Source organism: Streptomyces sp. NPDC048353 (assembly GCF_055587165.1).
Map to the genome: position 1 here is coordinate 193,304 of NZ_JBVJGU010000009.1, position 24,425 is coordinate 217,728.

Here is a 24,425-nt window from a genome sequence, read left to right on the forward strand (position 1 = left end):
GCCTCGGTCACCGTCAGACGCGCTGCCACAGGGCGGGGACCACGGGCGGTTCCCATCCGGTCTGGGCCTGGTGGCCCTGGAGGCAGCGGTAGCTCGCGCCGCCGTACGTGACGACGGCCCCCGCCGCGTAGACCTTGCCGGCCGACCAGGTGCCGCCCGGCTCCGGCTCGCCGGGCCCCGGGCCGGGACCGGGATCGGTACCGGTGGTCTTCAGCGTCAGGCCGTAGTTCTGCAGCAGCGGGTTCAGCGGCTGGAAGAAGGTCGTGCCTCCACTGGAGCAGTTTCCGGATCCGCCGGAGGTCACCCCCTGCGCCTGACTGCCCGAGATGTACGCGCCGCCGGAGTCGCCGGGCTCGGCGCAGACGGTCGTGCGGGTCACGCCCGAGATGGTGCCCTCGGGGTAGGTGACGCTGGTGTTGTGCTGTTGGATCGTGCCGCAGTGCCAGCCGGTGGTCGACCCCGAGCGGCACACCGACGCGCCGACGGGCTGCAGGACGGACCCGGTGACCTGGGTGTTCGCCCCGCCGGAGCCCTTGACGTACGGCGTGGCGGTCCAGTTGGCGTTGGTGGCGACCCAGGCCATGTCGTTGCCGGGGAAGACGGAGCCCTGGAAGCTGCCTTGGGCGACCTGGTTGTATCCGCTGGTGCTGGTGCCGGCGCGGCCGCAGTGGCCGGCGGTCGCGAAGCCCTGCGTGGTGCCCCGGGTGACGGTGAAGCCGACGGAGCAGCGGCCTCCACCGCCCATGTAGTACGCGTCGCCGCCTCGGATGTCGTACAGCGGGCGGGGTGCGGCGGAGGCACCGACGACCCGTACGAGGTCCCGGCGCACACCGGTGTCCGCGAGGAGGCGCGCGCCGGCTCCGGGCCGGACCTCTTCGACGACCAGGAGGTTGGCGCGGACGTCGACGTAGCGGACCGGGGTCGCGGCGGTCGCCGCGCGGTCCAGGGACGCCCTGGCCCGTTCGAGGTCGGCCAGGCCGCGCGTCACGAGCCGGGCTTCGGCCCCGGCCGCCCGTATCGCGGCCGCGTCCGCGGCCCGGGTGGTGGCCACGGTCAGGCGGCCGGCCTCGGCGCCGTCGACCCACGCCCCGGCGAACGCGGTGCCCAGCGCCTGGCGGAGCCCGGCGGCGGTCGCCCCCGCCTCGGCTTCGTTGGCGAGCCGGGCCCGGGCCTGAGCGGGTGTCAGGCCGAGGTCGCGCTCCAGGGCGCGAAGGAGCTCCGGCCGGGCGGAACCGGCGCCGAGCGCTTCCGCGGCGGACCGGACGCCGGCCCCTTGTCCCTGGCCCTGGGCGGCGGCCCCGGTGTCGTGCGGTCTCGGCGGCGGCGCGGCCGTGGCGGACCCGGCCTGGAGGCCGGCCAGCATCAAGCCGGCGGCGACCAGGGCGGTACACGCCGTGCGCGCGTGTCGTCGGAGCATGGGGATGTCTCCTCGGTCTCGGTGGGGGTTCTGCCGGAACCGTAGGGAGGACGGGAGGCGCGCGGCAGATGCCGTTCCTCCCCTGACACCGCGTTATGGCTCCGTCGCTCGCCCCGATCCCGAGTCGCGCGGGCGCACGTTCCGCGATCGCAATCTTCCGTTGCACCGTAGCCAGCGGAATCGGCATGGCCGGTGTTCCTGTGGCACGCCAGCCCCGACTCAGAAGCAGGAGTGCACCGCAGTCTCCCAGGCGCCGGAGCTCCGGCAGTGGTTCCTGTGCCCCGCGGTGAGCACATGGTGCAGTTCGGCACGGTGCTGAGTGTTCATCGGCAGAGCCAACTGGTCGAGGAGAGCCAGCGCGGCGACCGGCTCCAGATCGCCGTAGAGGTCGTGGAAGCTCGTCAGAAGGCCCCTGAAGACGGCATGGTGCAGGGCAGGGACCCGCATGGCGGTGCGGTACGTCGGCTCCTTCACGGCCCAGCGCACCGGGCCTGAGCACTCCAGGACACGACGGGCTCGCCGGATCAGGGCTTCCGACCGGTCGGCCACGACGCGCTCGATGTCTCTGCCGAGTACCTCGGCGAAGGCCGTGTCCGAGGTTGTGTGGTCCTCGAACCAGTCCACCCACAGTGAGTAGGTGACGGTCTCGGCGTCCGACTCCGCCTCCAACCGCTGCCGGTAGCCGTTCCACAGCGCGTCGGCCGGCAGGGGGCCTTCCTCACTGTCGTCCGCGATTCGGATCTCGTAGGTGACTCAGTACTCGTCGAGGAGGTCCAGCAGTCCGAAGGCCAGCTGCACCTGGTCGGCAGCCTCCACGTCCTCGGCGAACACATCGGCGGCATAGGAGTGCGCCACCTGGCCGGCCGTGAGCACCGCGTCCGTTTCTCGTCGCTCACCCACCCGTCGCGCACCTGAATGACGCCCTGATCGGCCAGCCAGCGCCGCGCCGCCTCCGCAGCTTGCTTCTCCACTCGGGAAGTATGACTAGTCCAAGAGGGAGCTACCTGCGCGGTATTCCGTTCTTCCCTCCGGCCGGGGGACACTGCCGCGCCCACAGCGGTCCGTGTGCGTGGCGACCGGATCAGAGCCCGACCGCGTACTACAGGATTCGGCCGTCGACGGTCCCCACGAGCAAATGGTCTCGGGGCACAACGGCAAGCGACAGGGCAACCGTGGGCACGCCATCAACCTCGATATTCGTGCGCCAGAGCAGCGAGCCGTCGTCGGCGTCCAGGGCCGCGAGGGCACCGGAGCTGTAGGCCACGCAGACCGTTTCGCCGTCGGTATGGATGGCAGGGTGATCGGAGCGGTGTTCCCACTGCCGGGCGCCGCTCAGGAATCGTCGAACGACGTAGACGCCACCGGGTTGCGACTCACGTCCAGGGTGCGCGGTGCCGGCGTACACCAGGGACCGCCCGACCTCGACCGCCGGACCGCCGGACCGCCGGACCGCCGAAATAGTGTTCCGTCGGCTCCTAGGAGTGGGGAAGGAGTCGGCACCGTGTCCCACCGGCTCCCAAGGCGGTGACCCACGTGTCCTGACGCTCGTCCGGATCAGTGGCGACCAAGGCGTACGGGCGCCGGGGCCCCACCTCCACCAGGGTCCCGTCGAGAGCGGCCAGCACCCGGCCGTCCTCCAGCCCCTTGACATCCCATACCCGTCGACGTGCGTATCAGCGTTGACCAGTCGCCGCGGCAAGATCGGCCAGGAGGCGGCGTGCCTCACGACTGGGTCCAACCGGACAACCGGCTCTGCAGGTGCGGCCAGTTCCTTGGAGGTGATGGCCCCCTGTCCGACGTCGTACCAGTCGGTGCACGTGACAACGGCTGCATGCCCTTGCTCGTGCGCGAGCGGGTTGCTCGAGTCGTCGCATGGCGCGAGGAGTAGACGCAGTTCCGTCCGGCTGAGCCATTCGACCGTGAGAACTTCCCGCCCGGACGGCAATGCGGACACGATGGTGCCGGCATCCAGGCGGATGAGCAACAGTTCGCCGTCGTAAGAGTGACCGCCGTCGTAGCGTCCGTTCCGACAGTCAGCAGAGGCAATGCGGGGTAAAAGGCGAGAGACCGCACGGGGTACTGAGATCGGACCAGGTGCAGGCATCGCAGGCTGTCCCGCTGGTAGATCCCTATGCGGTACCCAGTCCACGTCCAGTCTGTGGCCGGACTGCCGCTCCAGTGGAGATCCCCAAGGTCCCCACCGGCAGCGACCAACAGTGAGTGATCGTCGGCGATGGCCACTTCCGGGTGCCCCAGCTCGGCGAACGGCCCGTTGCCGAGCACGCCTTGGACGCATGGTCTAACGGTCATGCAAGATCAGCCCCGAACGGCACCCCAAACACAGCGTGTCCGCCGCCCCCGGCGGCATCCTCACCCGCAGGCGCCGCAGGAGCTCTCTGCGCCAGGCGGCCCCGCCCATCGTAGGGATCCGCGCGCGGCCAGGCGATCCGAAGCCCATGGTGGGCTGACTCGCGTACGCGTACGTGCGCACAGGTCAGTCTGCCTCACGGGCACGCAGGGCCGGCAGAGGCCCGGCAGCCTGCGCAGAGCCTCGCGGTCGCCGGCTGCCGTCGCGGCACGGCCTTTATCGTTTTGCAGAGGGTCAGGCCGCCTGGGGTTACACCGGCGAGCATCTCCCGCGGTGGTGACCGTCGCGTCCGGATGCTGGGCAGGGCCGTGGACCGTCTCGACGGTACTTTCGTCACGGCGGGCGTGGAAGACCTTGCGGGAGATGCGCAGCCCTGTGGCAGCCCGGGCACCCCTCTGGCGGCAGGATGAGCCATCGGACGGACCCGCCTCAAGCCAGCCCCGAGGGACTGAGAACCTGCAATCCAACCGCTGACGGAGGGCTCACAGGCGAGATACGGTTCTGACTCACATCGCGGCGCGCAGGCTCTCAGTCAGGTCGGAGCCGGGTCAGGGAGATGACAGAGCCCGCACGTGGTCAGGCGAGAGGTGCAGCTCATAGGGCAGGCAGCAGTCAGAGCAGAGGGTCGCGACTAGCGTCCCGCACGCGCAGATCTGATTCAGTCCCCCATCGGGGGTCGCTCCGCAGCAGGCGGCGGAGACGTGCCGCGTCGTCAACCCGCGGCAGTCGTCCGGGTTCATGACGATATTGCCTTGTGCCCCCTGCGAGACCAGTGGCTGCCCTTCGCTGTTGTAGCGAGTTCCGTGCCGTGGCATCACCGGGCCGGGTACCTCGGCAACGACGAGAGGCGGGCCGTACGGTTCCGTCTCGATCGCGTAGCAGCCGGACGGCACAGTGGCCGGCGACGGCCCCATTTCCTCCGCCTCCCACCAGGCGTAGTCGGGAGCCTCCGGCACCGCCGGCAGACGCTTCAACGGCCCTGTCAGCACAACGCCGCAGGCAGCGCACGCGAACACGGTCCTCTCCTGCGCGGCCCGCTCGGCCATAGCGGCGTCACGCACGGCAGCCTGCTCGCTGCCCAGTTGGAGACCCGCTCCATCCTGAAGACGCTGATCATCCACTCGAGGAACCGTACTAGGTTCTGTCCGGCCGATCTTGGACTGTGGGAGGATGCCATCCATGACTTGCATCCGAAGGGGCCGTGCCGCGTAGAACACCAGCTTCACTTCGGTCGCGGGAACGCGGCTGGGGAAGACCCTGGGTGCGGTATCGCGATGTCCCAGGTTTGTCGGGAGCGGCGAATGCCGCCGTCCGTGTCCTCGAACGGGAGCGATTGTCTCCGGGCATCGTGGCAGTGGCGCTGAGCGTGTGGTCCGTGCGCGTCCACGGCACCAAGCGCCGGTGGAGGCAATGGGAGGCCGAGTTCGCCTGTCCGTGCTGTGGTGCGGGGTGGGCCCGGGACAAGCTGCGAGACGCTCTGTACATGCTTCCGTCAGGGGCCGCCGGCGAACTACGGGTGCAGGTGGAGCGCCTGGACATGGTGCTCCTTTGGCGAACGCATCACGAGCCGATGTCAGACCCTGAGTTGGCGTGGTGGCATCGCAGGTGCTGACCGCACCCACGCCTCCCACTGATTTATCGGCTCTTGTATGACTCGCCGGGGGGATCTGACAGAGGCGGAGTGGCGACGCCTCGGCGACGACGGTGCCTTGTCTACGGAGGTGCGCTGCCGGAGACACCCAGGAGCTGCACACCTGTACAGGTCGCATGACGCCGTCCAGGACCCAGCCCTCGGGCAGCTGGGCCGCCGCGGTGGCCAGGTCCGGGGAGCGGTCCTGGAACAGGGCGCCGCGCCGTGACTGCGACAGCGTCGGCCCGCCGGGCCGGGCCGGGGTGAACAGCAGCGCGCGCAAGCCGTCGAACTTCGCTTCGACCGCCAGCCCGCCAGGAAGCGCCCCGGACCGGGGACGATCTCGCGGGCCTCGGCCAGCATCGGTTCCACCGGAGGCGTCAGCATCCTTCCGATCTACGCCGCCCGCCGCCGGTTCGTGAGACGGTCCGATACGTGAGTGCGCCGGCGACCGGCTGCTTAGCCCTGCGCACGCGATCGGTGGTGGTCAGAGCCGTCCTGGCGATCACCGCCCGGACAGCTCGGTGGTACTTTGCGCGGAAGTCCAGGCGGGAGTGAACAGGCAAGTGAACTGGGAGTCGCGGCGCGCCGCTGTCGAGGCGCTGGCTGAACTCGGGCGAAGTCACGACTACCGGGACCGGGCTGATGCCGGTCGCGGCCTGGCAGGGTTTGCCGAGATGCCGGTGGCCCTTGAACTGCTGCTGGAGCTCGTGCTCGACCCTGGTGACACCTTCGTCACCAGGGTGACCACAGAAGCCCTGCTGCGGCGAAACGACAGGGCTGGGCTGACGGCCGTCGCGTCCGCGTTGGCAATCGCCGACTCAGATCACGAGGAGTGGATCCACACCGCAATCGCGGATGTCTTCCGCATCTTCTCCCAGGACCGGGATGAAGCGATCAGGTTGTGCGAGGAGCTTTCACGGGAGGATGACGATTGCGTTGCCCGAGGGGCTCGTCAGCTGTACGAAGCTCTGGCTTAGATCGATCCCGCAAGGCCTGGTCGAGGTCATCGACGCGAAGGAACAGCCACCATAGGCCGCAGCCAGCCGCGGGCGAGGAGGCACCGGTCGGGCAGGTCGTCGACCTGATGGCCGCCTGAAGAGTCGGTAGCGAAGACAAGGGAGTCCCGGTTGCCGACGACATCTACGCTGTCTCCTTCCTCACCGACAACGAAGACGACGACCCTCGTCAGCCAACCTTGACGATCGGCTACACCACTGAAACTTAAGGCCCGACGTAGCATCCAGGACGCCTCTGACCAGGCAGAAGCCCGCTGGAACTACGCTTTCTGGATCCAGAAACGAGCTGACTGGTCGGCGACCTGACCAGCCACCCCGCCGGGGCCACAGCTCGCCAGGAGTGGATCGCCGAACTCGGACTTTGGTACGACGAGCGGACCGACCTCGCCGGCGTCATCGCAAGTTCTATCGGCCGAACGTGCACGGCGTCGCCCGTGAGCAGGCCGGCGTCGGCGGAAAAGTCACTTCGCGCCGGTCGCACGGCCCGCGCTGCGGGTCAGTGCCTCGCTATGGGCGTCCCGGGCGTGCTGGAGGACGGTGGGGGCCCGGCCGGCCGCGCGGCCTTCGGGGTGCCAGCCCAGCAGGTGGCGCCAGACGAGCGGGGCCCCGGCCAGCGGGCGGGTCACGAGGCCGGGGGTGGCGGGGAAGGTGGCGCGGCAGAGGCCGACGGCGCGGCCGACTTGTACCAGGTGGACGCAGGACGCGGTGTCCGTCTCGTAGACCCGGGCCGGGGTGAAGCCCGCCCGTACGCACGCGGCGGCGAAGCAGTCCCCGAAGCAGCCGTCACCCGGCACGTCGGTCCACGCCTCCCCGGCCAGTTCGGCCAGCGGGAGTTCGGTCCTGCGGGCCAGCGGGTGGGCGGTGGGAAGCATCACGTACACCGGATCGCGCGCGACCTCCGCCCAGGCCAGCCGGTCCGCGTCGAAGGGGCCACTCTCGCCGCAGACGCCGACAAGGGCGAAGTCGAGCCGCCCCGCGGCCACTCCGCGCGCGATCTCCCGTTCCGACCAGGACGTGTGCGTGCTGACCGACGCCTCGGGCTCGGTCCGCGCAAGCCGGTCGACCAGCCCGCCGAGCAGCGGTCCGTGCGTGCCGCCGAGGCGGTAGCCGTCCGCCCCGTCCCGGGCGAACCGCACCGCCTCCTCCTGCAGTTCGCAGACGGCGGGGAGCACCACCCGGGCCCGGTCGAGCACCAGGTCGCCGAGGGCGGTGGCCCGCACCCCCTCCCGTCCGCGCTCGAACAGCACCCCGCCGAGCGCCCGCTCGATCCGTTTGAGCTGGGCACTGAGCGCGGGCTGCGCCAGGCCGAGCGCGGTGGCGGCGCGGGTGAGACTCCCGGCCTCCGCGATGGCCCGGATCGTCTTGAGGTGCCGCAGCTCCAAATCCATACGCAGAGCTTGACCCCGCTCCCCCCATAGGTCCAGACCAAATGCGCGGTCGGACGATCGGCGTGGGGAGAGCGCGCCTGCCCGGGCGGTGGGATACCGCTGGGGGCGGGGGCGTCAACGCCAGTTGGGGTGTCCCTCGGCGGTGGTGCCGGCGGTCAGCGAGCGCGGTTCGGTGCCGTCCCGGCGGACGGCCCAGATCCAGGGCTGCTCGTAGGGCCCACGGACGAAGGCGAGCCAGGCGCCGTCCGGGGACCACGTCGGGTCCATCTCGTGGACGCCGGTCGCCACCACGGCGCGGTCGCCCGTGCCGTCGGCGGCGACCACGTGGATGTCGCCCTGCGAGCCCTTGCCGTACCGGCCCGCGGTGTAGGCGAACGAGCGCCCGTCGGGCGACCAGACCGGGTCCAGCGCCTGGTGCGGCAGCCGGGTCACCTGCCGGGGGGCGGTGCCCGGGGCGGCCGGATCCACCACGTGGATCTGCCAGTTGCCCTTGCCGGCCTCCAGACAGACGGCGATCCGCTTGCCGTCCGGCGACCAGGCGGGGTCCTCGACGCGCGCGGTTCCGGTGGTCACCTGCTCGGCGGTCCCGGTGGCGAGGTCGATCGTGAACAGCTGCTGGACGCCGTTCGCCTTCCGGAGCACCGCGAGCCGCGTGCCGTCGGGTGACCAGGAGACCCGGCCGCCGGCGATGGACGCGCGCCGCCGCGGCTCGCTGCCGTCGGCGCGCGCCGTCCAGACGGCCTGGCCTTCCGGGGTGATCCGCGTGTAGGCGATGAAGCGCCGGTCCGGGGACCACTGCGGCAGGACCGAGCAGGTGTCGTCGTCGGCGATCAGACGGACGGGCGCATCGGCCCCCGGGTCACGGCGGGCGATGACGCCGTGACACGTGCCCGGCCAGCCCGGGGCGGTGTCCTGGCGGATCAGCATCGGCTGCGTGGGGAAGGGGGCGGGGGTCGAGGAGGGCGACGGTCCGCCGGTTCCGGCGCCCTTGTCGCTCCGCCCCGTCTGGCCGGACCAGGGCTGCCAGACCAGTACCCCGGCCGTGGCCAGCGCCACGACCACGCCGACCACGACCGGACCGACCCGGCGCCGACCCGTCCGCCGCTGTCCGGCGGGTCCGTCGACGGTCCGTACGAGCTCGGCCGGCAGAGCGTCCGTCCGCGGAGCCTCGACCCGCACGGACTCGTTCCCGGCCGGTCCGGGAACGGTCCGTTCGGCGACGCTCGAGGCGGAAACGGTCGGTGCGGAACCGGTCGGTGCGGTAGCGCTCCGGACGGAAGGGGTCGTCGCGTCGAAAGCGGGCGCTCCGTGCCCTGTCGGTACGGGTCCGGCCGCTCCGTTCTCCGTCGGTACGGGCTCGGCCGGCTCGGATTCCTGCCGTACGGGCGCCGGCCGGGCCGTCTCCGGACGCGGCGTCCCGGTCCGTACGGGTGCGGCGGCCGCGAGGGAGGCGCGCGGGTCCTCCGGGGCGACCGGCGTCCGCGCGTCCTCCGGGGCGGCGGGCGTCCGCGGGTCGACGGGCGCCGGATCGCGCCGGGGTAGCAGCGCCGTGGCCGCGTCCGGGAGCCAGTCGCCGCCGTCCCGGTGCCGGACCGTCAGACGCCGGAGGCAGTCCGTCGGGGTGGGCCGGGTCGCCGGGTCCTTGGACAGGCAGTCGGCGACCAGGTCCCGCAGCGCGTCGGGCACGGCGGTCAGGTCAGGGTCCTCGTGGACGACCTGGTACAGACGGGCCGCGGACGGCCCGTCGCCGAACGGCGAGCCACCCGCGGCCTGCGCGAGCACCACACCCAGCGCGAAGACGTCGACGGCCGGGGTGACCGTGCCCCGGGTGAGCTGCTCGGGAGAGAGGAAGCCGGGGGTGCCCACCTGGAACCCGGTGCGCGTCAGCGTCGTCCCGTCGAGGGCGCGCGCGATGCCGAAGTCGATGACCCGGGGGCCGTCCTCGGCGACGATGATGTTCGCCGGCTTGAGGTCGCGGTGGATCACACCGGCCCGGTGGATCGCCTCCAGGGCCTCGGCGAGCCCGGCGGCCAGGACGGTGAGGGTGTCCTCCGGCAGGGAGCCGACGCGCGCGAGGACGGCGGCCAGCGTGGGGCCCGGCACGAACGCGGTCACCAGCCAGGCCGGGTCGCCCTCGGGATCGGCGTCCACCACCGAGGCCGTGTGGAAGCCGCCCACCCGGCGCGCGGCCGCCACCTCGTCGGCGAACCGGCGCCGGAAGCCGGGTTCGGTGCTCAGCTCGGGCCGTACGACCTTCACGGCCACCGCGCGCCCCGAGGGGGAACGGCCGAGGTAGACCACGCCCATGCCGCCCTGGCCGAGCCGGTGGGTCAGCTGGTATCTGCCGTCGCCGACCGAGGTGGGATCCCCCGGTTCCAGTGGCTTCATGCGTATGTCCCCCGTTCCGCCCCCCTTCACGAGGGTCAGGCCATTGACTACCCGTCGCGGCGCACGGCAGTCAAGCCGGGGGCCTCCGGCGGGCTCGTGGCCTGCGGCCGGGCTCCCCGGTCGGCGGCGAGCCCAGCGTACGTCCCGCGGGGTCTACCAGATCGCCTCGACCCACTCCGGGTGGTCGATGAACGGGTTCCGGTTGCCCTGGTACGTGGAGTACACGATGTCGTTGCGGCGCTCCTCGAAGGCGCTCGGCGGATCCTGCTCGTTCCACTGCTTCAGGACGGAGAGGCGGCCGTGGTAAGGCACGCTGCCGTTGGTGGTCGAGTCGTTGGGCTCCAGGTCGGCCCAGGCGTCGTCGCCTTCGTAGCGGACGGCCATGTAGAGGATCATGCGGGCGACGTCGCCCTTGTCGGCGTCGCGCGGCTCGAAGGAGTTGCTGTCGGTGTAGCTGCCGGAGGCGCCGCTGACCGGGCTGCCGCCCCGGTCGAAGTCCTTGTTGCCGCGGACGCCGTTGACCTGCACGTCAGCCGCCCGAAGGTGGTGCAGGTCGGTCCCGGGGCCGGCCGAGGTGCCGAAGCCGCCGTGCGACTGGGCCCAGACGTGCTCGCGGTTCCAGTCGCCCACGTCGCCGCCGTTGAGGGACTTGCTCCGTGAGGTGCCGCTGTACAGCAGGACGACGTTGGCGCTGTTGCGGGGGTCCTGGTCGGTGACCTTCAGCGCGTTCCAGACGGCGTCGTACGAGATCCTGGTCTGGCTGCTGATGATCGTGTGCAGCGAGCTCTTGAGGCTGGTCCCGGTCTTGCCGATCGCGTTCTTGTAGTACGTGCTGTCGTAGGCGGTGGTCGTGGCGCTCGCGGGGGTCGCGGTGACCGAAGGAAGGGTGAGGCCGACGAGGACGGCGGCTATGCCGGCCGTCCACGCCTTCCATCTGCCAATCTGCGCAACGGACATGGGGGGCCCTTTCCCGGGGACTGCACGCAGCGGAACGCCGTGCCGCGGGGACGGCACGGCGCTCTACGCGTGTTGACGTCGTGTCATCGGGAGAGTGGCACGGGGGTGGGGAATCGGGCGTAACGCGGAGAAGGCTTTTCCATGACGTTCTCGCATATGCGACCGCCGGCCCCGCCCGCCCCATGAGCGGGGCGGGGCGGGGCCGGCGGCTCCCCTCGCCGGGGCGGGTTCAGCGGACGCGCAGGGCCGTGACGGTGAAGCGTTCGACCTCGGCGACGTGGCCGCCCGTCGACGCGACGACGGTGAGCACGGAGTCGCGGGCTCCGGAGAAGGAAACCCGCGCGTTCCACGGCTGGTCGGTGCCGCCGCCGGGGGTGCAGCACGGCGAGGTGCCCAAGGGGGCTTCGGACGAGGGCTGCCGCACCTCGACGCGGATGCTCTCGTCCACGCCCGTGATCGTGCCGCCGACGTTCAGCGGGGAGCGCGCGAGCGCGCCGTACGCGGGCACGGTCAGGGAGAAGGTCGTGTCGTCGGTGCCGACGACCTCCCAGGGGGCGTCGGCACCGGTGCCGAACCGCACGAGGTGGATCACGGCCGCGGTGCCGCCCTCCGGGCCGCTGGGCGCGACGCCGATGTGGGCGTGGCGGCCGCTGACCGTACGCGAGGTGACCTTGTCGATATCCGCGAAGCCGAGGTAGTCCCGGGTGAAGCCCAGGGCGGTCGCCTCCGGGTCGCGGTGCCAGGGCTGGTGGCCGCCCGAGCGGTAGGAGCGTTCCCAGGCACGCGCCTGGGCCGGGGTGGCGAACGGCCACATCGGGTGGAGGCCCCGGGTGCCCGGCGGGGGCGTACCGCGCGGCGCGGGGACGGTGGGGCTCTTCGTGGCCGACGCGTCGGCGGACGAGGGGGCCGAGGGTGTCGCGGAGGCGGACGGGGGTGGCGCGCTCTCGGAGTGCGCGCTGGGCGCGGGTGCGGCGGTCGTCGCTCTCGAGGCGCTGGGAGAGGTCCCGCCGGAACCACCGCACGCGGTGAGCGACAGGCCCAGGGCGGCCGCCGAGGCGAAGAGTCGGAACGGGAGCGAGATGTTCATGAGTGCCCCAGAAGATGGTGGAACCGACCGTCGACCGGTCTGTCCGGCCATCGTGCCACCAGTCCGGCACCCGCCACAGGGGTATGCCCGGATTGTCACTCGCGCTCGGTATCTTCCGCCGGCGCGGTGCGGAACGGGCCGCAGGGGTGAAGACACGCCCCGCGCCCGTGTGGCACGCTGGCGGCCGTGATCATCCGAGTGAGCGAGGCGCGCGTCCGGCCCGAGCGTTTCGACGCGTTCCACCGCCTGATCGTCTCCGCGGTCCGCGAGTTCCCCGGCCGCTATGCGGGCCTGGTGGACCACGAGGTCCTGCTCGCGCCGCCCGACTCGCTGCTGTACGTCAGCCGTTGGCGCGGCGAGGAGGACCTGGTCGCCTACGCCGGCGAGGACTGGCGGGACCAGCCCGTGGTTCTGCCCGGGGAAGAGGAGTACCTCCTCGCACCGCTGCGGGTACGGCACTTCACGCGCGACTCTCTGACCTGACTCCCCCGGACCCGACTCCCCCGGCGCGCGCGCCACATGGGCGGCCGGCCCCGCCCGGCGGGCCGGCCTCGGTCTCGGGTGCCCGGCGGGCCGTGCGAGGGCTACGACGGTGTGGTGCCCGCCGCTCGCAGGGTGTCCATCGCCCGGGCGAGCCGGGCCTGCCGGCTCTTGGGCGTGACGGCCGTGAGCAGCGGCAGGATCACCTGGTAGCGGCCGGTCCTGTCGAGCGCCTCGAACGCCCGGCCGGCGTCCGGGTCGGCGGCGAGCGCCGCCGCGAGGTCGGGTGGCACCGTGGCCGTACGCTGCGAGGCGTACGCGGCCTCCCACCGTCCGTCCGCCCGGGCCTTGCGTACTTCCGCGAGGCCCGGTTCGCGCATCCGGCCGGCGGCGGTCAGCGCCTCGACCTTCTCGACGTTCACCTGGGACCAGAGGCTGCGGGGCCGGCGGGGCACGTACTTCTGCAGGTAGTGGCGCGTGTCGAGGGACCGGCGTTGACCGGAGATCCAGCCGTAGCACAGGCCGATGTCGACCAACTCGTCAGCGGTGACCGAGGGGATGCCCGAACTCTTCTTCGCCACCTTGATCCACACGCCCTCGTGGCGGCCGTGGTGCTCGGCGAGCCAGCCTTCGAACGCCGCTCCGTCCGCGCAGGCGATGATCTCCACCCCGTCGATGTGGTCCATCTCCTCAGGCTATCCCCGCGCCCTTCGCCGACTCGCCCGTGACCGGGCCCTCGGCGCGGGCGGTCGCCTCCGCAGCCGGTTTCCTCCGTCGTGTCATGCCGACTCCGACGAGGACCACGGCCATGCCGAGGGCGATGCGGAGGCCGAACGGTTCGTCGAGGACGAGCGCGCCGAGGCCGACGGAGACCACGGGCAGCAGATAGCCGACGGTGGCCGCGTCGGTGGCGCCCTCGTCCGCGATGATCCGGTAGGTGAGGTGGAAGGTGACGCCGGTGGCGAAGACCCCCAGGACCACCACCGCGACGAGGACGGTCAGGTCGATGCGCGGCGGTGTGAGGCCCCCGGCGGGCAGGCTCAGCGTGGTGAGCCCGGACGCGGCGAGGAGCTGGGCCGTGGAGAGGGAGAGGGTCGCGTACCCCCTGCCGACGAGGTGCCGTCCCATGTAGGCGAAGGCGAGGGCATAGCCGGCCGCGGCGGCGACGATGGCGAGGGCGCCCCCACTCACGATCCCGTCCTGCTGCCACGGGGCGAAGATGAGCACCACCCCGCCGAACCCGAGCAACAGCCCGACGAGGCGCACCGGGCGGACGCCGCGCTCCGTGCCGAGGGCGATGCCGACGAGGAGGGACCACAGCGGGGTGGTCGCGTTGAGGACCCCCGCCACCCCGGAGTCGACGGTCCGCTGGCCGAGGCTGAACATCGCGAACGGGAAGGCGTTGCACCAGAAGGCGGCCACGAGGACCCGGCCCCAGACGGCGCGCTCCCGGGGGAGCCGCTGCCCGGTCCTCAGGCAGAGCACCAGGAGGGTGCCGGTGCCCAACACGCAGCGGGCGAGCGTGACCTGGACCGGGGAGAGGCCTGTCAGGGCCAGTTCGATCCAGAGGAAGGTGGACCCCCAGAGCAGGGCGAGCACCCCCATCCGGACCGTCGCCCACGTTCTGCCCGCACCGTTCACGTTCGCCTCCCGGGTTGCTGCCACGGGAAGGAACGATGCCGTCGACTACACGTAAGCACAATCAAAAGATTCTGCATCATGGTTAAGCTGGTCTACATGCTCGACGTGAGACGGATGCAGGTGCTGAGGGCGGTCGTCACCAGCGGATCGGTGACCGCGGCCGCGGCCCACCTGGGGTACACGCCCTCGGCGGTGAGCCAGCAGGTGGCGGCGCTGGAGAAGGAGGCCGGCATCGCCCTGCTCGAACGCGTGGGGCGGGGCGTGCGACCGACGGCGGCGGGCCGGCTCCTCGCGCAGCGCACGGCGGTCATCAGCGAGAGCCTCGCCGAGGCGGAGACGGCGCTGGCCGATCTGCGCGCCGGACGCACCGGCAGGCTCTCCGTCCGGTACTTCACCTCGGTCGGCCCCACGCTCGTCGCGTCGGCCCTGGCCAGGCTCCGCCGCGAGCACCCGGACGTACGGATCGACCTCCGGCTGATCGATCCGGAGGACCCGCTGGCGGAGGTGGAGCGGGGCGAGGCGGACCTGGCGATCGTCGTCAGGCCCCGGCACGGGGGCCAGGAGGGCGTCCGGCTGGTCCACCTCCTCGACGACGCCTACCTCGCCGCGCTCCCCGCCGGCCATCCGCTCGCCGCGCAGCGCGTCGTCGACCTCGCCGACCTCGCCGGGGAGCCGTGGATCGGCAGCGAACCGCCGGGGCCCTGTCTCGACGTGATGCTGGAGTCGTGCGCCGCGGCGGGTTTCGCCCCCGACTTCGTCGCGAGCAGCGAGGACTACGCCACCGCCCTCGGCTTCGTCGCCGCCGGCCTGGGCGTCGGGCTCGTCCCCCGCCTGGGGGCGGCCGGCCGCCGGACGGGCGTCGCGCTGCGCCGGGTCCGGCGCCCGGAACCGATCCGCACCATCCACGCGGCCGTCCGCGAGGGGACCTTGTCCCAACCGGCCCTGCGCGGCCTGCTCGACGCGCTCGAGGAAGCCGCGCGGCACTCCGCACCGGCCGTGTCCTCCGCCGCGTCCGCTCGCCGTTGAGCGGGCCGGACGCCGTGGGAACGCCGGGTTCGGGGGGCGCCCCGTCAGCAGTCGAACACCGACCAGCAGATGTCGTTGCGCAGCCTCTGGTCGTCGAGGACGAGTTCCCTGATCGCCTCCGGGAGCCGGTCGCGCTGCCACTGGCACTCGAGGCGTCCCGCGGCCTCGCTCTCGTCCTTCGGTGCCGCCGCCCGAACGGCCTTGATCGCGTAGGCGGCCGCGCCGAGTTCGTGCGCGGCGACGTGCGCGACGGCCCCGGCCTGGCCGGCTGCGTACGCGGCGTGCCGTGCGGCGCCCTGCAGAGGTCGCGCCGCCCCCATCGCATGGCCGCCCGCCGCGCGGGCCCGCATCATGGTGACCTCGCCACGCACCCAGGCCCAGGCGTGCTCGATCGCCTCGCGCGGTCGGGGGTCCTCCGGCCGGACCGCTTCGAAGAGTCCCAGGACGTGCTCCGCACACGTGGCCGCCCAGAGAGCCAGGAGATGGTGATCGGCGTCGGTGAGGGTCCCGCCACGGCGGATCGTCACGAAGCGGGGATCCCGCACCTTCGGAAGGATCATGACGTGCCCTCACCTCCGCGCGTTTCGGGTGCGCCACCTTACGGCAGTCCGGGCGGCACCTCCCGGGCGAGGGGGGTGTGATGAGCGGACCCACGGCCGGACTGTGGTTGGCGGAGGCGCGCGGGGCGCTCGACGCCGTACCGTGGCTGGAGGGCTTCTGTGACGTGCGGGCCGAGGACGACGCCTGGATCACGTTCTGGGTCCGTGAACCCGCCGCGATCGGCCTCGGCGGGCTCGCACACGCCTCGTCCGCACGGTTCCAGCTCGGCCCGGAGACCCTGGAGGACTACCAGGAGCTGGGCTTTCCCGGCCTCGACCGGCCGCCCGTGGCGGAGCTGGCGCTGCTCGCCTCGTCCGGGGCGCGGGAGAACCATCTGCTTCTCGGCCGCCTCGCGCTGTTCCTTGCGGAACGGTTCGACGCACTGATCGACTTCGGCGGCCTGCTCGGGTACGGCCCTGCCCTCGACGACCTCCCCGCCGAGGAGGAGACCGTGCGCCTGGCCGAGGCCCGGCGTCTCGTCTCGACACTCCCGGGCCGCGTCCGGGAGGTGCCCTACACCACGTACGACGGCGGCCGCTGGTACAGCCATGTGGGCGACCGCGCGTTCCTGTCCGCCTGGCTGAAGCATCCCGACTTTCACCTGCTCGCCGGCTGACGGCTCACGTGGCGGAGTGCATCGCGACGTCGGCAGAACAAGTCCCGGGCGCCTGCGCCGTGTTGCGCGGGCGGGTGGCCGATTTCGGCGGGCGTGCGGGGCGATCACCTCACGCCTGGGGCGTAGCCGCGCAGCACATGCGCGCGTCAAATGCGACTCCGTGCTCTCTTCCCGCGGACGAAGGGCCCGACGATCCTGGGATGGGGATGATCCGCCCCGCCGATCATGCCCACGGCCTTTCGTGCCCGTTCCGGTAGACCCAGCCAGCCTGACTGCTTCTGCAACGGAGAGTCGGTATGACCGCAGTCGACCTGCCCCAACCAGCCCTTGCCCCGTCCGCCTGTCGCCGCCGCCAGACCCGTCAGGTGCGGGTCGGTGACGTCCTCGTCGGCGGCGGTGCGCCCGTCACCGTCCAGTCGATGACCACCACCCCCACCGCTGATGCCGACGCCACCTTGCGGCAGATCGCCGAGCTCACCGCCGCCGGCTGCGACATCGTCCGGGTCGCCGTGCCTTCCCAGGACGACGCCGACGCCCTCCACCGGATCGTCGCGAAGTCGAGGCTTCCGGTGATCGCGGATATCCACTTCCAGTCCAAGTACGTCTTCCAGGCCATCGACGCCGGCTGCGCGGGAGTCCGCGTGAACCCGGGCAACATCCGGAAGTTCGACGACAAGGTCCGGGAGATCGCCGACGCCGCGTCCGCCGCGGGGATCCCGATCCGGATCGGTGTCAACGCCGGTTCTCTGGACCAACGGCTGCTGACCAAGCACGGCGCGGCCACCCCGAAGGCCCTTGCCGAGTCGGCGCTGTGGGAGTGCGCGCTGTTCGAGGAGCACGGGTTCACCGACCTCAAGGTCAGCGTGAAGCATCACGACCCGCTGACGATGATCGCCGCCTACCAGGAGCTCGCGGCGCACTGTGACCACCCCCTCCACCTGGGGGTGACGGAGGCCGGACCGCCGCCGCAGGGAACCATCAAGTCCGCGACCGCCTTCGCGATCCTCCTGAACGAGGGGATCGGCGACACCATCCGCGTGTCGCTGACCGCGCCGCCCGTCGAGGAGGTCAAGGCCGGCATCCAGATCCTGCAGGCCCTCGGTCTGCGGCCCCGTCGGCTGGAGATCGTCTCCTGCCCTTCCTGCGGCCGCGCCCAGGTCGATGTCTACCGGCTCACCGCCGAGGTCCAGGCCGCTTTCGAAGGCTTCCCCCATCCGCTGCGCGTCGCTGTCATGGGCTGTGTCGTCAACGGCCCCGGCGAGGCGCGTGAGGCCGATATCGGCGTCTCCTGCGGCAACGGCAAGGGTCAGATCTTCATCCGCGGCCGCGTCGTCAGGACTGTGCCCGAATCACGCATCGTCGAAGCGCTCCTCGACGAGGCTCTCGAACTGACCGACTCCGACCGCACCCCGGATGGCGCCTCGTGACCGCGATTGCCACCTCCCCCGCCGCCCCGCTCGACCCGGACGGCATCCGTGCCGCCGTCGACGCCGTGCTGTTCGCCTTCCTCGACGAACAGGAGGAAGCGGCCCCCGACATCCCCGAGATCGCCCTGTTCACCGGCATGCTCAGGACCATGCTCGCCGCCGGCGGCAAACGCATCCGCCCCCTCCTCTGCGTCACCGGTTGGGCGGCGATCAGCGACCAGGCGCCGCCGCCCGCGCTCTGGCGGGTGGCCGCCTCCCTGGAGCTCTTCCACGCCTTCGCCCTCATCCACGACGACATCATGGACAAGTCCGATACCCGCCGTGGCCGGCCCACCGCCCACCGCGCCCTGGCAGCCCACCACGCCCACCGCCCGGACGCCCACGCCCTCGGCGTGAACGCCGCGATCCTGCTGGGCGACCTGGCCCTCGGCTGGTCGTACGAGCTCCTGCACGTAGGCGACGCCCGGGTCAACCGGACCTGGAAGCTGCTGAACACGGTCCGTACCGAAACCCTGATCGGCCAGTACCTGGACCTGACCGCGACGGCGAATCCGAGGGCCGCCGCGGAGACGGCGTGGCGCATCATCCGCTACAAGACGGCGAAGTACACCGTCGAGCGGCCCCTGCATCTGGGCGCAGCCCCGGCCGGCGCCGACCCCGCGCAACTGCGGTCCCTGTCCGCCTACGCGATCCCGCTCGGTGAGGCGTTCCAGCTGCGCGACGACCTCCTCGGCGTCTTCGGCGACCCCGCGCGGACCGGCAAGTCCACCCTGGACGACCTGCGCGAGGGCAAGCACACCGTGCTGGTCACCACCGCCCGCGCACGGGCGACCCCTGCCCAGCGGCGCACCCTGAACAGCCTTCTGGGCGACCCCTCTCTCGACCAGGCGTCGGCGGACGACCTGCGCGCGGTGCTGGTCACCACGGGGGCGGCCGCCGCCGTCGAACAGATGATCACCGACCGTCTCGACGCCGCTGAACGAGCGCTGCGCGACAGCGCCCTGCGGATCCCCGCCACCACCACATTGAGGCACCTGGCCACCGTCACGGGCAGCCGCACGTCCTGACGAACAGGCTCACCGCACCGGCCAGGCCGGGCCGGTGCGCGCGCCACTGCCCGTACCTCTCCGGCCCCGACGGCCTGTCACCACCGCCGTCCCGTATCGGGCTGTCATCCGACCGGCGGGAACGCCACCCCCATCACCCGCACCCACGAGGGAGCCACACCATGTCCACGATCCCGGACACGACCACCGCGCGACTGCTGCACGTGCCGCCGCTGTACTGCCCCATCGACGCGGCCGTTCATCCCGAGTTCGAGACCATCGACCGCGATTCCCGGATCTGGCTCGACCGCTTCCGCCTCTACACCAGCGACATCGACCGGTCCTGGGTCATCGCACGGAACTACGCGGACGCGATGGCCCGCATCTACCCCGAAGGCCTCACCGACCGGGTCGCGCTCACCGCCCGATGGCTGCACTGGATCTTCTACGTCGACGACGTCCGTATGGAGACCGCCGTCACCCCCTCCAAGCTCGCTTCGGCGATCGGCCTCACCAGCCACCTGCTTCGCGTCATGGAGTCCCCGGCCACCGAACCGGCGGCGGATCGGACCGGCCCCATCGCCGCGCTGCAGTCGCTCATGGCCTCGGTGCAGGCCGTCGCCACCCCCACCCAGCTCTACCGGTTCGTCGAGGCTCACCGTAAGTGGTTCCACGCGATCCTGTGGGGGATGGCCAGCCCCGCCCTCTCCAGCCTGGACGAATTCGTGCACCAGCGGATGCTGAACGCCGGCGGCGCCGCCAGCCTGTGCTGGTCGGAGATCACCAACGGGGAGGAGATCCCCAACGACGAACTGCACTCCCCCGCCATGCGCGCCCTGCAGGAGTCGTCCTTCCTGATGATGGCCCTCGACAACGATCTGCTCTCCTACAACCGCGAGCTGCTCATCGACAAGACCCAGATCAACGTCGTGATGCTGCTCGCCCGGCTGAACGACTGCCCGCCCGAGCAGGCCATCCACCAGGCGGTGGCCCTGCGGGACCGCCTGACCACCCTGTTCCTGAGTCTGCGCGAGCAGGAACAGCCGAGGCTGAGCGCCCCCGCGAGGGCCTACGTCGCGGACCTCGCCTACGCGATCCGCTCCAACCTCGACTGGGGCGCGCACTCCGCCCGCTACACCGCCGTCACCTCCCGCACCCAGCCCCCGCCGGTGAATCCCGCCCCCATCCCGCTGACCCTCACCGACCGTCCCAGCGACCCCAGCACCGAACCCCTGCCCTGCCCCTCGATCGCCTGGTGGTGGCAACAGCTGCGCGGGTGACCGGACCCAGCCGATGACGGCCCTGTACGGCGCTCGCGCTCCCGCGCTCCGGGGTGCACGCCGCACAGGGCCCGGCAGCGGGGCGCACACGGAAACGAACACCCTCCCTTTCGCGGAGCCCCTGAGAGCCTCCGCCTACGGCGGACCCGAACCGAAGGAGCAGCCCCTCATGAGCAAGACCTGGCCGCGTCGCGGCATCATCAAGTTCGCCGGCACCGTCGTGGACGGCGCCATGGACGGCGCCGACGGTCTCCTCGACCGTTTGGCGGAAGTGGAGGGCAGGGCCCGGGAGACGATCATCGCCCTCCTGGAGGAAGAGGGAGACAAGGACGCCACGGCCCATGGGACCGCGCAGACCGCACCGGCCCAGGCCGCGGACCTCACTCGGGTGTGGGAAGCGCTGGCCGCGCTGAACACGAAGCTCGACGGCCTGGCCACGCCGCAGCCGCGGGCCGAACCGGCCGACGGTCAACCCTCGGCGCCCCGGGCATGACCATGCGGGCCCATGTCGGTGCGGACGGGGAGCGCCTCCTCGTCCGCGCCGAAGGGGGGCGGTTGTTCGACGCCCTCACGTGCCGGCCGGTCACCTTGGAGGGGCTGGCCGACGACGTGCGGTGCGGGCGCCGTTTCCGGGTCACGGAGAGCGAGAGCGGCAGCGAGTGCACCTACCAGGTCCTGGCCCGGGTGCTCAGCATCGGTCTTGCGCCGATGCTGCCCGGGAGGGCGCAGGCCGCGAGCGGGGCCTCGGGCGTGGTGGAGTCACTGCTCGGGCGGGTGGCGACGACGGATCGCCTCCCCGGCGGAACGTGACCGCGGACGGTTCGCGGGCGCAGGGGCCGGTGGCGGCGAGCGCCGTCGGCAGGGACGTGTGTGACTGGCTGGGGAGGCTGTGTGTCATCTCGCGCCCGGTACGTCGCCGGTGTGCTGGGCGGTCTCCTTGCGCAGGAGGCGCGCCGGTCCCGACGCGGTGGCGGCGGGGATCGCGGGGAGGAGGAGCGAGCGCGCGCCCGGGCGGTGCGTGAGGCGCTGCAGTCACTCGGACCGTTCTACATCAAGGCCGGGCAGCTGCTCTCCACCCGCCCCGACTTCGTGCCGGCGGCGATGATCGAGGAACTCGCCCGCCTCCATGACGAGGTCACTCCGGTGCCGTTCGATGTGCTGGAGCCGGTCCTGGTCCGGGACTTCGGCGCCCGCTGGTCACGGCTCTTCCGCGAGATTGATACCGATACGCCGCTGGGGGCCGCTTCGCTGGCCCAGGTACACCGCGCCGTGCTGGCCGACGGCAAACCGGCCGCGGTGAAGATCCAACGCCCTGGCGTCGAACAGATCATGGCGCAGGACATGGCCGTTCTGCGCCGGACGGCCCGTCTGATCAGCAGGGCCGCCCCCCGGTTCGCCGCCGTGATCGATCTGCCGGCCATGCTGGGGGTGCTCTTCGACGCGATGGAGGGTGAGGGCGACTTCCGCAAGGAGGCCGCCCACATGCGTACCGCCCTCCGTCTGACCGAGGACTTCAAGCACCTGACCGTCCCCGTCGTTCTCCTGGATCCCACCCGTCGGGTTCTGGTCCAGTCGCTCGCCCCCGGCGCCTCGGTCCACGCCGCCGACCCGGAGGAGCTCACCGCCGACGAGCGCGCCGGCATCGGGCGCGACCTGATGGCGTTCATGTTCCGGGGGTTCTTCCTCGACCGCTCCTTCCACGCCGATCCCCACCCGGGAAACATCTTCGTCGCCCCCGGGCACCCCGCCCATCTGATCGACTGGGGCATGACGGGCCGGGTGGAAGCCAACGTCAGCAGGAGCCTGGTCCTGGCCCTGCTCAACGTGGCCGCCAATGACGGCACCGGACTGGCGAAGACCTGGACGGAGATGGGCCGGCCCACTCCCTGGGCCGACCTGGCCGGCTTCCGTACGGACATGGCCGCCCTCGTACCCAAGGTCACCTCCGCCTCGCTGGAGGAGCTCGACTTCGGCGTCACCCTCACCGCCGTCCTCACCCACGCCACCCGCCGCGGCATCCAGTCCAGCCCCGCCATCGCCCTCCTCGGAAAGTCCTTCGCCAACCTGGAAGGGTCCGTCCGCCACCTGTGCCCCGAACTGTCCATCACGGACGTCTTCCAGGAGAACCTGCGCACCATCATGTTCGGCCTCGCCCAGGAGACGCTCTCCGAGCAGCAAGCCGCCCGCACGGCGCTGGAGATCATGATCGCCGCCCCCGGCGGCCTGCAACAGGGGCGCGAGATCCTGCGCAGTCTCGCCGAGCGCCCCGACACCCCGCGGGCGACGGAGAGGGCCGCGTTCGACGGCAGCCGGCCCTCGGCCGGCGCGTCCCACACCCGCGCGGCGCTCATCCTGGCCGCCGCCCTCATCTGGAGCGGACGCGGCCGGGCCAGGGGGTGGGCAGGGCCCGGACCGGCGTGAGTGATGAGGCCGGCAGCAGAGCCGGCCGGCTCCGGAAAAGCACGGCGGGACCGCCCCCTTGTCGGGGGCGGTCCCGCCGCTCACAGGATCCGGCCGTCAGCCGATCTCGGCGCCGAAGGTCGCGAGCGCCTCGGTCACCGGCTGGAAGAACGTCTCTCCACCCGAGGAGCAGTCGCCGCTGCCGCCGGAGGTGAGGCCGATCGCCGTGTCGCCGGCGAAGAGCGAGCCGCCGCTGTCGCCGGGCTCGGCGCAGACCGAGGTCTGGATGAGGCCCTCGACGACGTCGCCGTTGCCGTAGTTCACGGTCGCGTCGAGGCCGGTGACCTCACCGTCGTGGACCTGGGTGGTCGAACCGCTGCGCTGCACCTGCATGCCGACCGTGGCGTCGCCCGCCTTGGTGATGGCCTGGGCGCTGCCGTTGTACAGGTTGACCTCGCTCGGGTGCGCGGTGTCGCCGCTGTACTTCACCAGCGCGAAGTCGTTGCCCGGGAACTGGGAGTCGACCATCGAGCCGATGGCCGCGCCGCCCGCCGAGTCCGACCACTCGCTGCCGGTCTCACCGCAGTGGCCGGCGGTGATGAAGTGCGGCGCGCCGTCCTTCACCACGTTGAAGCCGAGGGAGCAACGGCCCCCGCCGGAGTGGATCGCGTCGCCGCCGGCGGCGAAGGGCTTGAACTCTCCCGCGGTGCGCTTGAGTTCGGCCTTGCCACCGAGGTTCTTCACGACCTCCTGGAGCTTGGTGAGCTTCGCGCCGGTGACCGTACGGTCGGCCGTGACGACGACCTTGTTGGTCACCGGGTCGGTGGCCCAGGCGGTGCCGGGGATGGCCGCCTTCTCGGTCAGCGCCTTCCGGGCTCCGGTCAGCTCGGCGAGGGTGTTCTCGACGACGCGGGCCTTGCCGCCCGCCTCGCGCACGGTCCGCGCGGCGTCCTCGGACACCACGTTCACCACCAGCGCCTTGGTGGCGGCGTCGTAGTAGGCGCCCGCCTCGTCCGTGCCGAGGTCCGCCTTGAGGGAGAGGGCGAGCGTGCCGGCGGCCGGCGCGCTGAGCGCCTTGACGGTGAACTGCTCCGTGGCGTCGGTGGCGTTCGCACTCTGGAACGAGATGCCCGCGATGACCAGTGCGGCGACCGCACCACCCGCGACGGCGGTCTTGCGCCTGGCTATGCGACGGTGCTTCAAAATGACCTCCTGTGGGGGGCCGTGCCCGGACGATGTGGGGTGTCCGGGTACGGAGGATGACCCGTCGAACTATTCCGACGCGTCGCAGTCGCACACAAGACCGTCTCCCGTACGCACACCTGACAACACCCCTGCGTTCACAGGTCCTTCACGGACGCGGGCCGTTCGGGCCCCGCGCTCGCCGCTCCGACGGCCGGCCCGCGCGGCGAAGCACCCGTCGATCCGCTGGGCGAGGCCGCCGATCGGCAGGGCGAGATTCACTCCGACCCGCCCGAGGCGCCGGCCCCCGGTCTCCGCGCCCCTCGGAGATGCCCCGGCGCGCGGGGCCGGCCCGGTCGCGCCGACCGGAGCGCGCCGCCGGTCCGTACGACCGCCCTTTGGCCGCTCTCGCGTGAGGTGCGCCACAGCGGGTCCCCGAGCTCCGAGCCTCCCGACCCCGCTCCACGGTCGCG

General features: G+C 71.9%; 23 protein-coding genes. 10 read left to right on the forward strand and 13 right to left on the reverse strand.

The window, feature by feature from the left end; genetic code table 11:
• Positions 1 to 13: 13 nt before the first annotated feature.
• The 5 genes from ACZ6RC_RS28770 to ACZ6RC_RS28790 all read right to left on the reverse strand — a co-directional run bounded on the left by ACZ6RC_RS28770 (position 14) and on the right by ACZ6RC_RS28790 (position 4,906).
• Positions 14 to 1,417, reverse strand: a complete 1,404-nt coding sequence (locus tag ACZ6RC_RS28770; RefSeq protein ID WP_469588570.1) for a carbohydrate-binding protein — start codon at positions 1,415 to 1,417, stop codon at positions 14 to 16.
• Positions 1,418 to 1,636: 219 nt separating this feature from the next.
• A complete protein-coding gene (locus ACZ6RC_RS28775; RefSeq protein WP_469588573.1) occupies positions 1,637 to 2,086 on the reverse strand; it encodes a hypothetical protein in 450 nt (149 codons plus the stop codon).
• An 84-nt stretch (positions 2,087 to 2,170) separates the two neighbouring features.
• Positions 2,171 to 2,317, reverse strand: a complete 147-nt coding sequence (locus ACZ6RC_RS28780) for a hypothetical protein (RefSeq protein WP_469588575.1) — start codon at positions 2,315 to 2,317, stop codon at positions 2,171 to 2,173.
• Positions 2,318 to 2,516: 199 nt separating this feature from the next.
• Positions 2,517 to 2,822: an outer membrane protein assembly factor BamB family protein gene (locus ACZ6RC_RS28785; RefSeq protein ID WP_469588578.1), complete on the reverse strand. Its 306-nt coding sequence runs from the start codon at positions 2,820 to 2,822 to the stop codon at positions 2,517 to 2,519.
• A gap of 1,511 nt (positions 2,823 to 4,333) precedes the next feature.
• Positions 4,334 to 4,906: a hypothetical protein gene (locus ACZ6RC_RS28790; RefSeq protein ID WP_469588581.1), complete on the reverse strand. Its 573-nt coding sequence runs from the start codon at positions 4,904 to 4,906 to the stop codon at positions 4,334 to 4,336.
• Positions 4,907 to 5,981: 1,075 nt separating this feature from the next.
• Here ACZ6RC_RS28790 and ACZ6RC_RS28795 point away from each other — a divergent pair.
• Positions 5,982 to 6,395 (forward strand): hypothetical protein, encoded by a 414-nt coding sequence (locus ACZ6RC_RS28795; RefSeq protein ID WP_469588585.1) that lies wholly within the window; start codon positions 5,982 to 5,984, stop codon positions 6,393 to 6,395.
• Between the two features lie 500 nt (positions 6,396 to 6,895).
• Here ACZ6RC_RS28795 and ACZ6RC_RS28800 read toward each other — a convergent pair whose 3' ends face one another.
• The 4 genes from ACZ6RC_RS28800 to ACZ6RC_RS28815 form a co-directional block, all read right to left on the reverse strand.
• The gene (locus ACZ6RC_RS28800) at positions 6,896 to 7,822 is read right to left on the reverse strand and encodes a LysR family transcriptional regulator (protein ID WP_469588587.1); all 927 of its coding nucleotides are present in this window, start codon (positions 7,820 to 7,822) and stop codon (positions 6,896 to 6,898) included.
• A gap of 114 nt (positions 7,823 to 7,936) precedes the next feature.
• Positions 7,937 to 10,210 (reverse strand): protein kinase domain-containing protein, encoded by a 2,274-nt coding sequence (locus tag ACZ6RC_RS28805; protein ID WP_469588589.1) that lies wholly within the window; start codon positions 10,208 to 10,210, stop codon positions 7,937 to 7,939.
• 153 nt (positions 10,211 to 10,363) lie between these two features.
• Complete coding sequence (locus ACZ6RC_RS28810) at positions 10,364 to 11,167, reverse strand: endonuclease I family protein (protein WP_391136394.1); 804 nt, start codon at positions 11,165 to 11,167, stop codon at positions 10,364 to 10,366.
• A gap of 229 nt (positions 11,168 to 11,396) precedes the next feature.
• Positions 11,397 to 12,254 (reverse strand): hypothetical protein, encoded by an 858-nt coding sequence (locus tag ACZ6RC_RS28815; RefSeq protein WP_469588592.1) that lies wholly within the window; start codon positions 12,252 to 12,254, stop codon positions 11,397 to 11,399.
• Between the two features lie 186 nt (positions 12,255 to 12,440).
• Between ACZ6RC_RS28815 and ACZ6RC_RS28820 the strand changes: the two genes are divergently transcribed.
• On the forward strand, positions 12,441 to 12,737 hold the full coding sequence (locus ACZ6RC_RS28820) for an antibiotic biosynthesis monooxygenase (protein ID WP_391136401.1): 297 nt from the start codon (positions 12,441 to 12,443) through the stop codon (positions 12,735 to 12,737).
• A 101-nt stretch (positions 12,738 to 12,838) separates the two neighbouring features.
• Here ACZ6RC_RS28820 and ACZ6RC_RS28825 read toward each other — a convergent pair whose 3' ends face one another.
• Positions 12,839 to 13,420, reverse strand: a complete 582-nt coding sequence (locus tag ACZ6RC_RS28825; RefSeq protein ID WP_469588597.1) for a YdeI/OmpD-associated family protein — start codon at positions 13,418 to 13,420, stop codon at positions 12,839 to 12,841.
• A gap of 4 nt (positions 13,421 to 13,424) precedes the next feature.
• A complete protein-coding gene (locus tag ACZ6RC_RS28830; protein ID WP_469588876.1) occupies positions 13,425 to 14,339 on the reverse strand; it encodes a DMT family transporter in 915 nt (304 codons plus the stop codon).
• Positions 14,340 to 14,471: 132 nt separating this feature from the next.
• Here ACZ6RC_RS28830 and ACZ6RC_RS28835 point away from each other — a divergent pair, with 132 nt between their 5' ends.
• Positions 14,472 to 15,401: a LysR family transcriptional regulator gene (locus ACZ6RC_RS28835; RefSeq protein ID WP_469588880.1), complete on the forward strand. Its 930-nt coding sequence runs from the start codon at positions 14,472 to 14,474 to the stop codon at positions 15,399 to 15,401.
• Positions 15,402 to 15,445: 44 nt separating this feature from the next.
• Here ACZ6RC_RS28835 and ACZ6RC_RS28840 read toward each other — a convergent pair whose 3' ends face one another.
• Positions 15,446 to 15,961 carry a putative immunity protein gene (locus tag ACZ6RC_RS28840; RefSeq protein ID WP_469588600.1) on the reverse strand — a complete coding sequence of 172 codons (516 nt, stop codon included), beginning with the start codon at positions 15,959 to 15,961 and terminating at the stop codon, positions 15,446 to 15,448.
• An 80-nt stretch (positions 15,962 to 16,041) separates the two neighbouring features.
• Between ACZ6RC_RS28840 and ACZ6RC_RS28845 the strand changes: the two genes are divergently transcribed.
• The 7 genes from ACZ6RC_RS28845 (at position 16,042) to ACZ6RC_RS28875 (ending at position 22,791) form a co-directional block, all read left to right on the forward strand.
• Complete coding sequence (locus ACZ6RC_RS28845; protein ID WP_469588604.1) at positions 16,042 to 16,617, forward strand: DUF6368 family protein; 576 nt, start codon at positions 16,042 to 16,044, stop codon at positions 16,615 to 16,617.
• A 296-nt stretch (positions 16,618 to 16,913) separates the two neighbouring features.
• Complete coding sequence (gene ispG, locus ACZ6RC_RS28850) at positions 16,914 to 18,044, forward strand: flavodoxin-dependent (E)-4-hydroxy-3-methylbut-2-enyl-diphosphate synthase (protein ID WP_469588607.1); 1,131 nt, start codon at positions 16,914 to 16,916, stop codon at positions 18,042 to 18,044.
• Entirely contained in the window at positions 18,041 to 19,111 is a 1,071-nt protein-coding gene (locus tag ACZ6RC_RS28855; protein WP_469588610.1) for a polyprenyl synthetase family protein, read from the forward strand. Before ispG ends, ACZ6RC_RS28855 begins: the two co-directional genes overlap by 4 nt.
• A gap of 161 nt (positions 19,112 to 19,272) precedes the next feature.
• Positions 19,273 to 20,370, forward strand: coding sequence for a terpene synthase family protein (locus ACZ6RC_RS28860; protein ID WP_469588613.1), 1,098 nt, complete (start codon positions 19,273 to 19,275; stop codon positions 20,368 to 20,370).
• 169 nt (positions 20,371 to 20,539) lie between these two features.
• Positions 20,540 to 20,863, forward strand: coding sequence for a hypothetical protein (locus ACZ6RC_RS28865; protein WP_469588616.1), 324 nt, complete (start codon positions 20,540 to 20,542; stop codon positions 20,861 to 20,863).
• A complete protein-coding gene (locus ACZ6RC_RS28870; RefSeq protein ID WP_469588619.1) occupies positions 20,860 to 21,180 on the forward strand; it encodes a polyhydroxyalkanoate synthesis regulator DNA-binding domain-containing protein in 321 nt (106 codons plus the stop codon). Before ACZ6RC_RS28865 ends, ACZ6RC_RS28870 begins: the two co-directional genes overlap by 4 nt.
• A gap of 81 nt (positions 21,181 to 21,261) precedes the next feature.
• Positions 21,262 to 22,791 (forward strand): ABC1 kinase family protein, encoded by a 1,530-nt coding sequence (locus ACZ6RC_RS28875; protein ID WP_469588621.1) that lies wholly within the window; start codon positions 21,262 to 21,264, stop codon positions 22,789 to 22,791.
• A 96-nt stretch (positions 22,792 to 22,887) separates the two neighbouring features.
• Here ACZ6RC_RS28875 and ACZ6RC_RS28880 read toward each other — a convergent pair whose 3' ends face one another.
• Positions 22,888 to 23,973, reverse strand: a complete 1,086-nt coding sequence (locus tag ACZ6RC_RS28880) for a S1 family peptidase (protein ID WP_391136413.1) — start codon at positions 23,971 to 23,973, stop codon at positions 22,888 to 22,890.
• Positions 23,974 to 24,425 lie beyond the last annotated feature (452 nt).

Excerpts from the sequence above, each read along its gene's own strand:
- ACZ6RC_RS28770 (WP_469588570.1), bottom strand. The coding sequence starts at position 1,417 with ATGCTCCGACGACACGCGCGCACGGCGTGTACCGCCCTGGTCGCCGCC.
- ACZ6RC_RS28800 (WP_469588587.1), bottom strand. The coding sequence starts at position 7,822 with ATGGATTTGGAGCTGCGGCACCTCAAGACGATCCGGGCCATCGCGGAG.
- ACZ6RC_RS28805 (WP_469588589.1), bottom strand. The coding sequence starts at position 10,210 with ATGAAGCCACTGGAACCGGGGGATCCCACCTCGGTCGGCGACGGCAGA.
- ACZ6RC_RS28810 (WP_391136394.1), bottom strand. The coding sequence starts at position 11,167 with ATGTCCGTTGCGCAGATTGGCAGATGGAAGGCGTGGACGGCCGGCATA.
- ACZ6RC_RS28815 (WP_469588592.1), bottom strand. The coding sequence starts at position 12,254 with ATGAACATCTCGCTCCCGTTCCGACTCTTCGCCTCGGCGGCCGCCCTG.
- ACZ6RC_RS28825 (WP_469588597.1), bottom strand. The coding sequence starts at position 13,420 with ATGGACCACATCGACGGGGTGGAGATCATCGCCTGCGCGGACGGAGCG.
- ACZ6RC_RS28830 (WP_469588876.1), bottom strand. The coding sequence starts at position 14,339 with ATGGGGGTGCTCGCCCTGCTCTGGGGGTCCACCTTCCTCTGGATCGAA.
- ACZ6RC_RS28835 (WP_469588880.1), top strand. The coding sequence starts at position 14,472 with ATGCTCGACGTGAGACGGATGCAGGTGCTGAGGGCGGTCGTCACCAGC.
- ACZ6RC_RS28840 (WP_469588600.1), bottom strand. The coding sequence starts at position 15,961 with ATGATCCTTCCGAAGGTGCGGGATCCCCGCTTCGTGACGATCCGCCGT.
- ACZ6RC_RS28845 (WP_469588604.1), top strand. The coding sequence starts at position 16,042 with ATGAGCGGACCCACGGCCGGACTGTGGTTGGCGGAGGCGCGCGGGGCG.
- ispG (WP_469588607.1), top strand. The coding sequence starts at position 16,914 with ATGACCGCAGTCGACCTGCCCCAACCAGCCCTTGCCCCGTCCGCCTGT.
- ACZ6RC_RS28860 (WP_469588613.1), top strand. The coding sequence starts at position 19,273 with ATGTCCACGATCCCGGACACGACCACCGCGCGACTGCTGCACGTGCCG.
- ACZ6RC_RS28865 (WP_469588616.1), top strand. The coding sequence starts at position 20,540 with ATGAGCAAGACCTGGCCGCGTCGCGGCATCATCAAGTTCGCCGGCACC.
- ACZ6RC_RS28870 (WP_469588619.1), top strand. The coding sequence starts at position 20,860 with ATGACCATGCGGGCCCATGTCGGTGCGGACGGGGAGCGCCTCCTCGTC.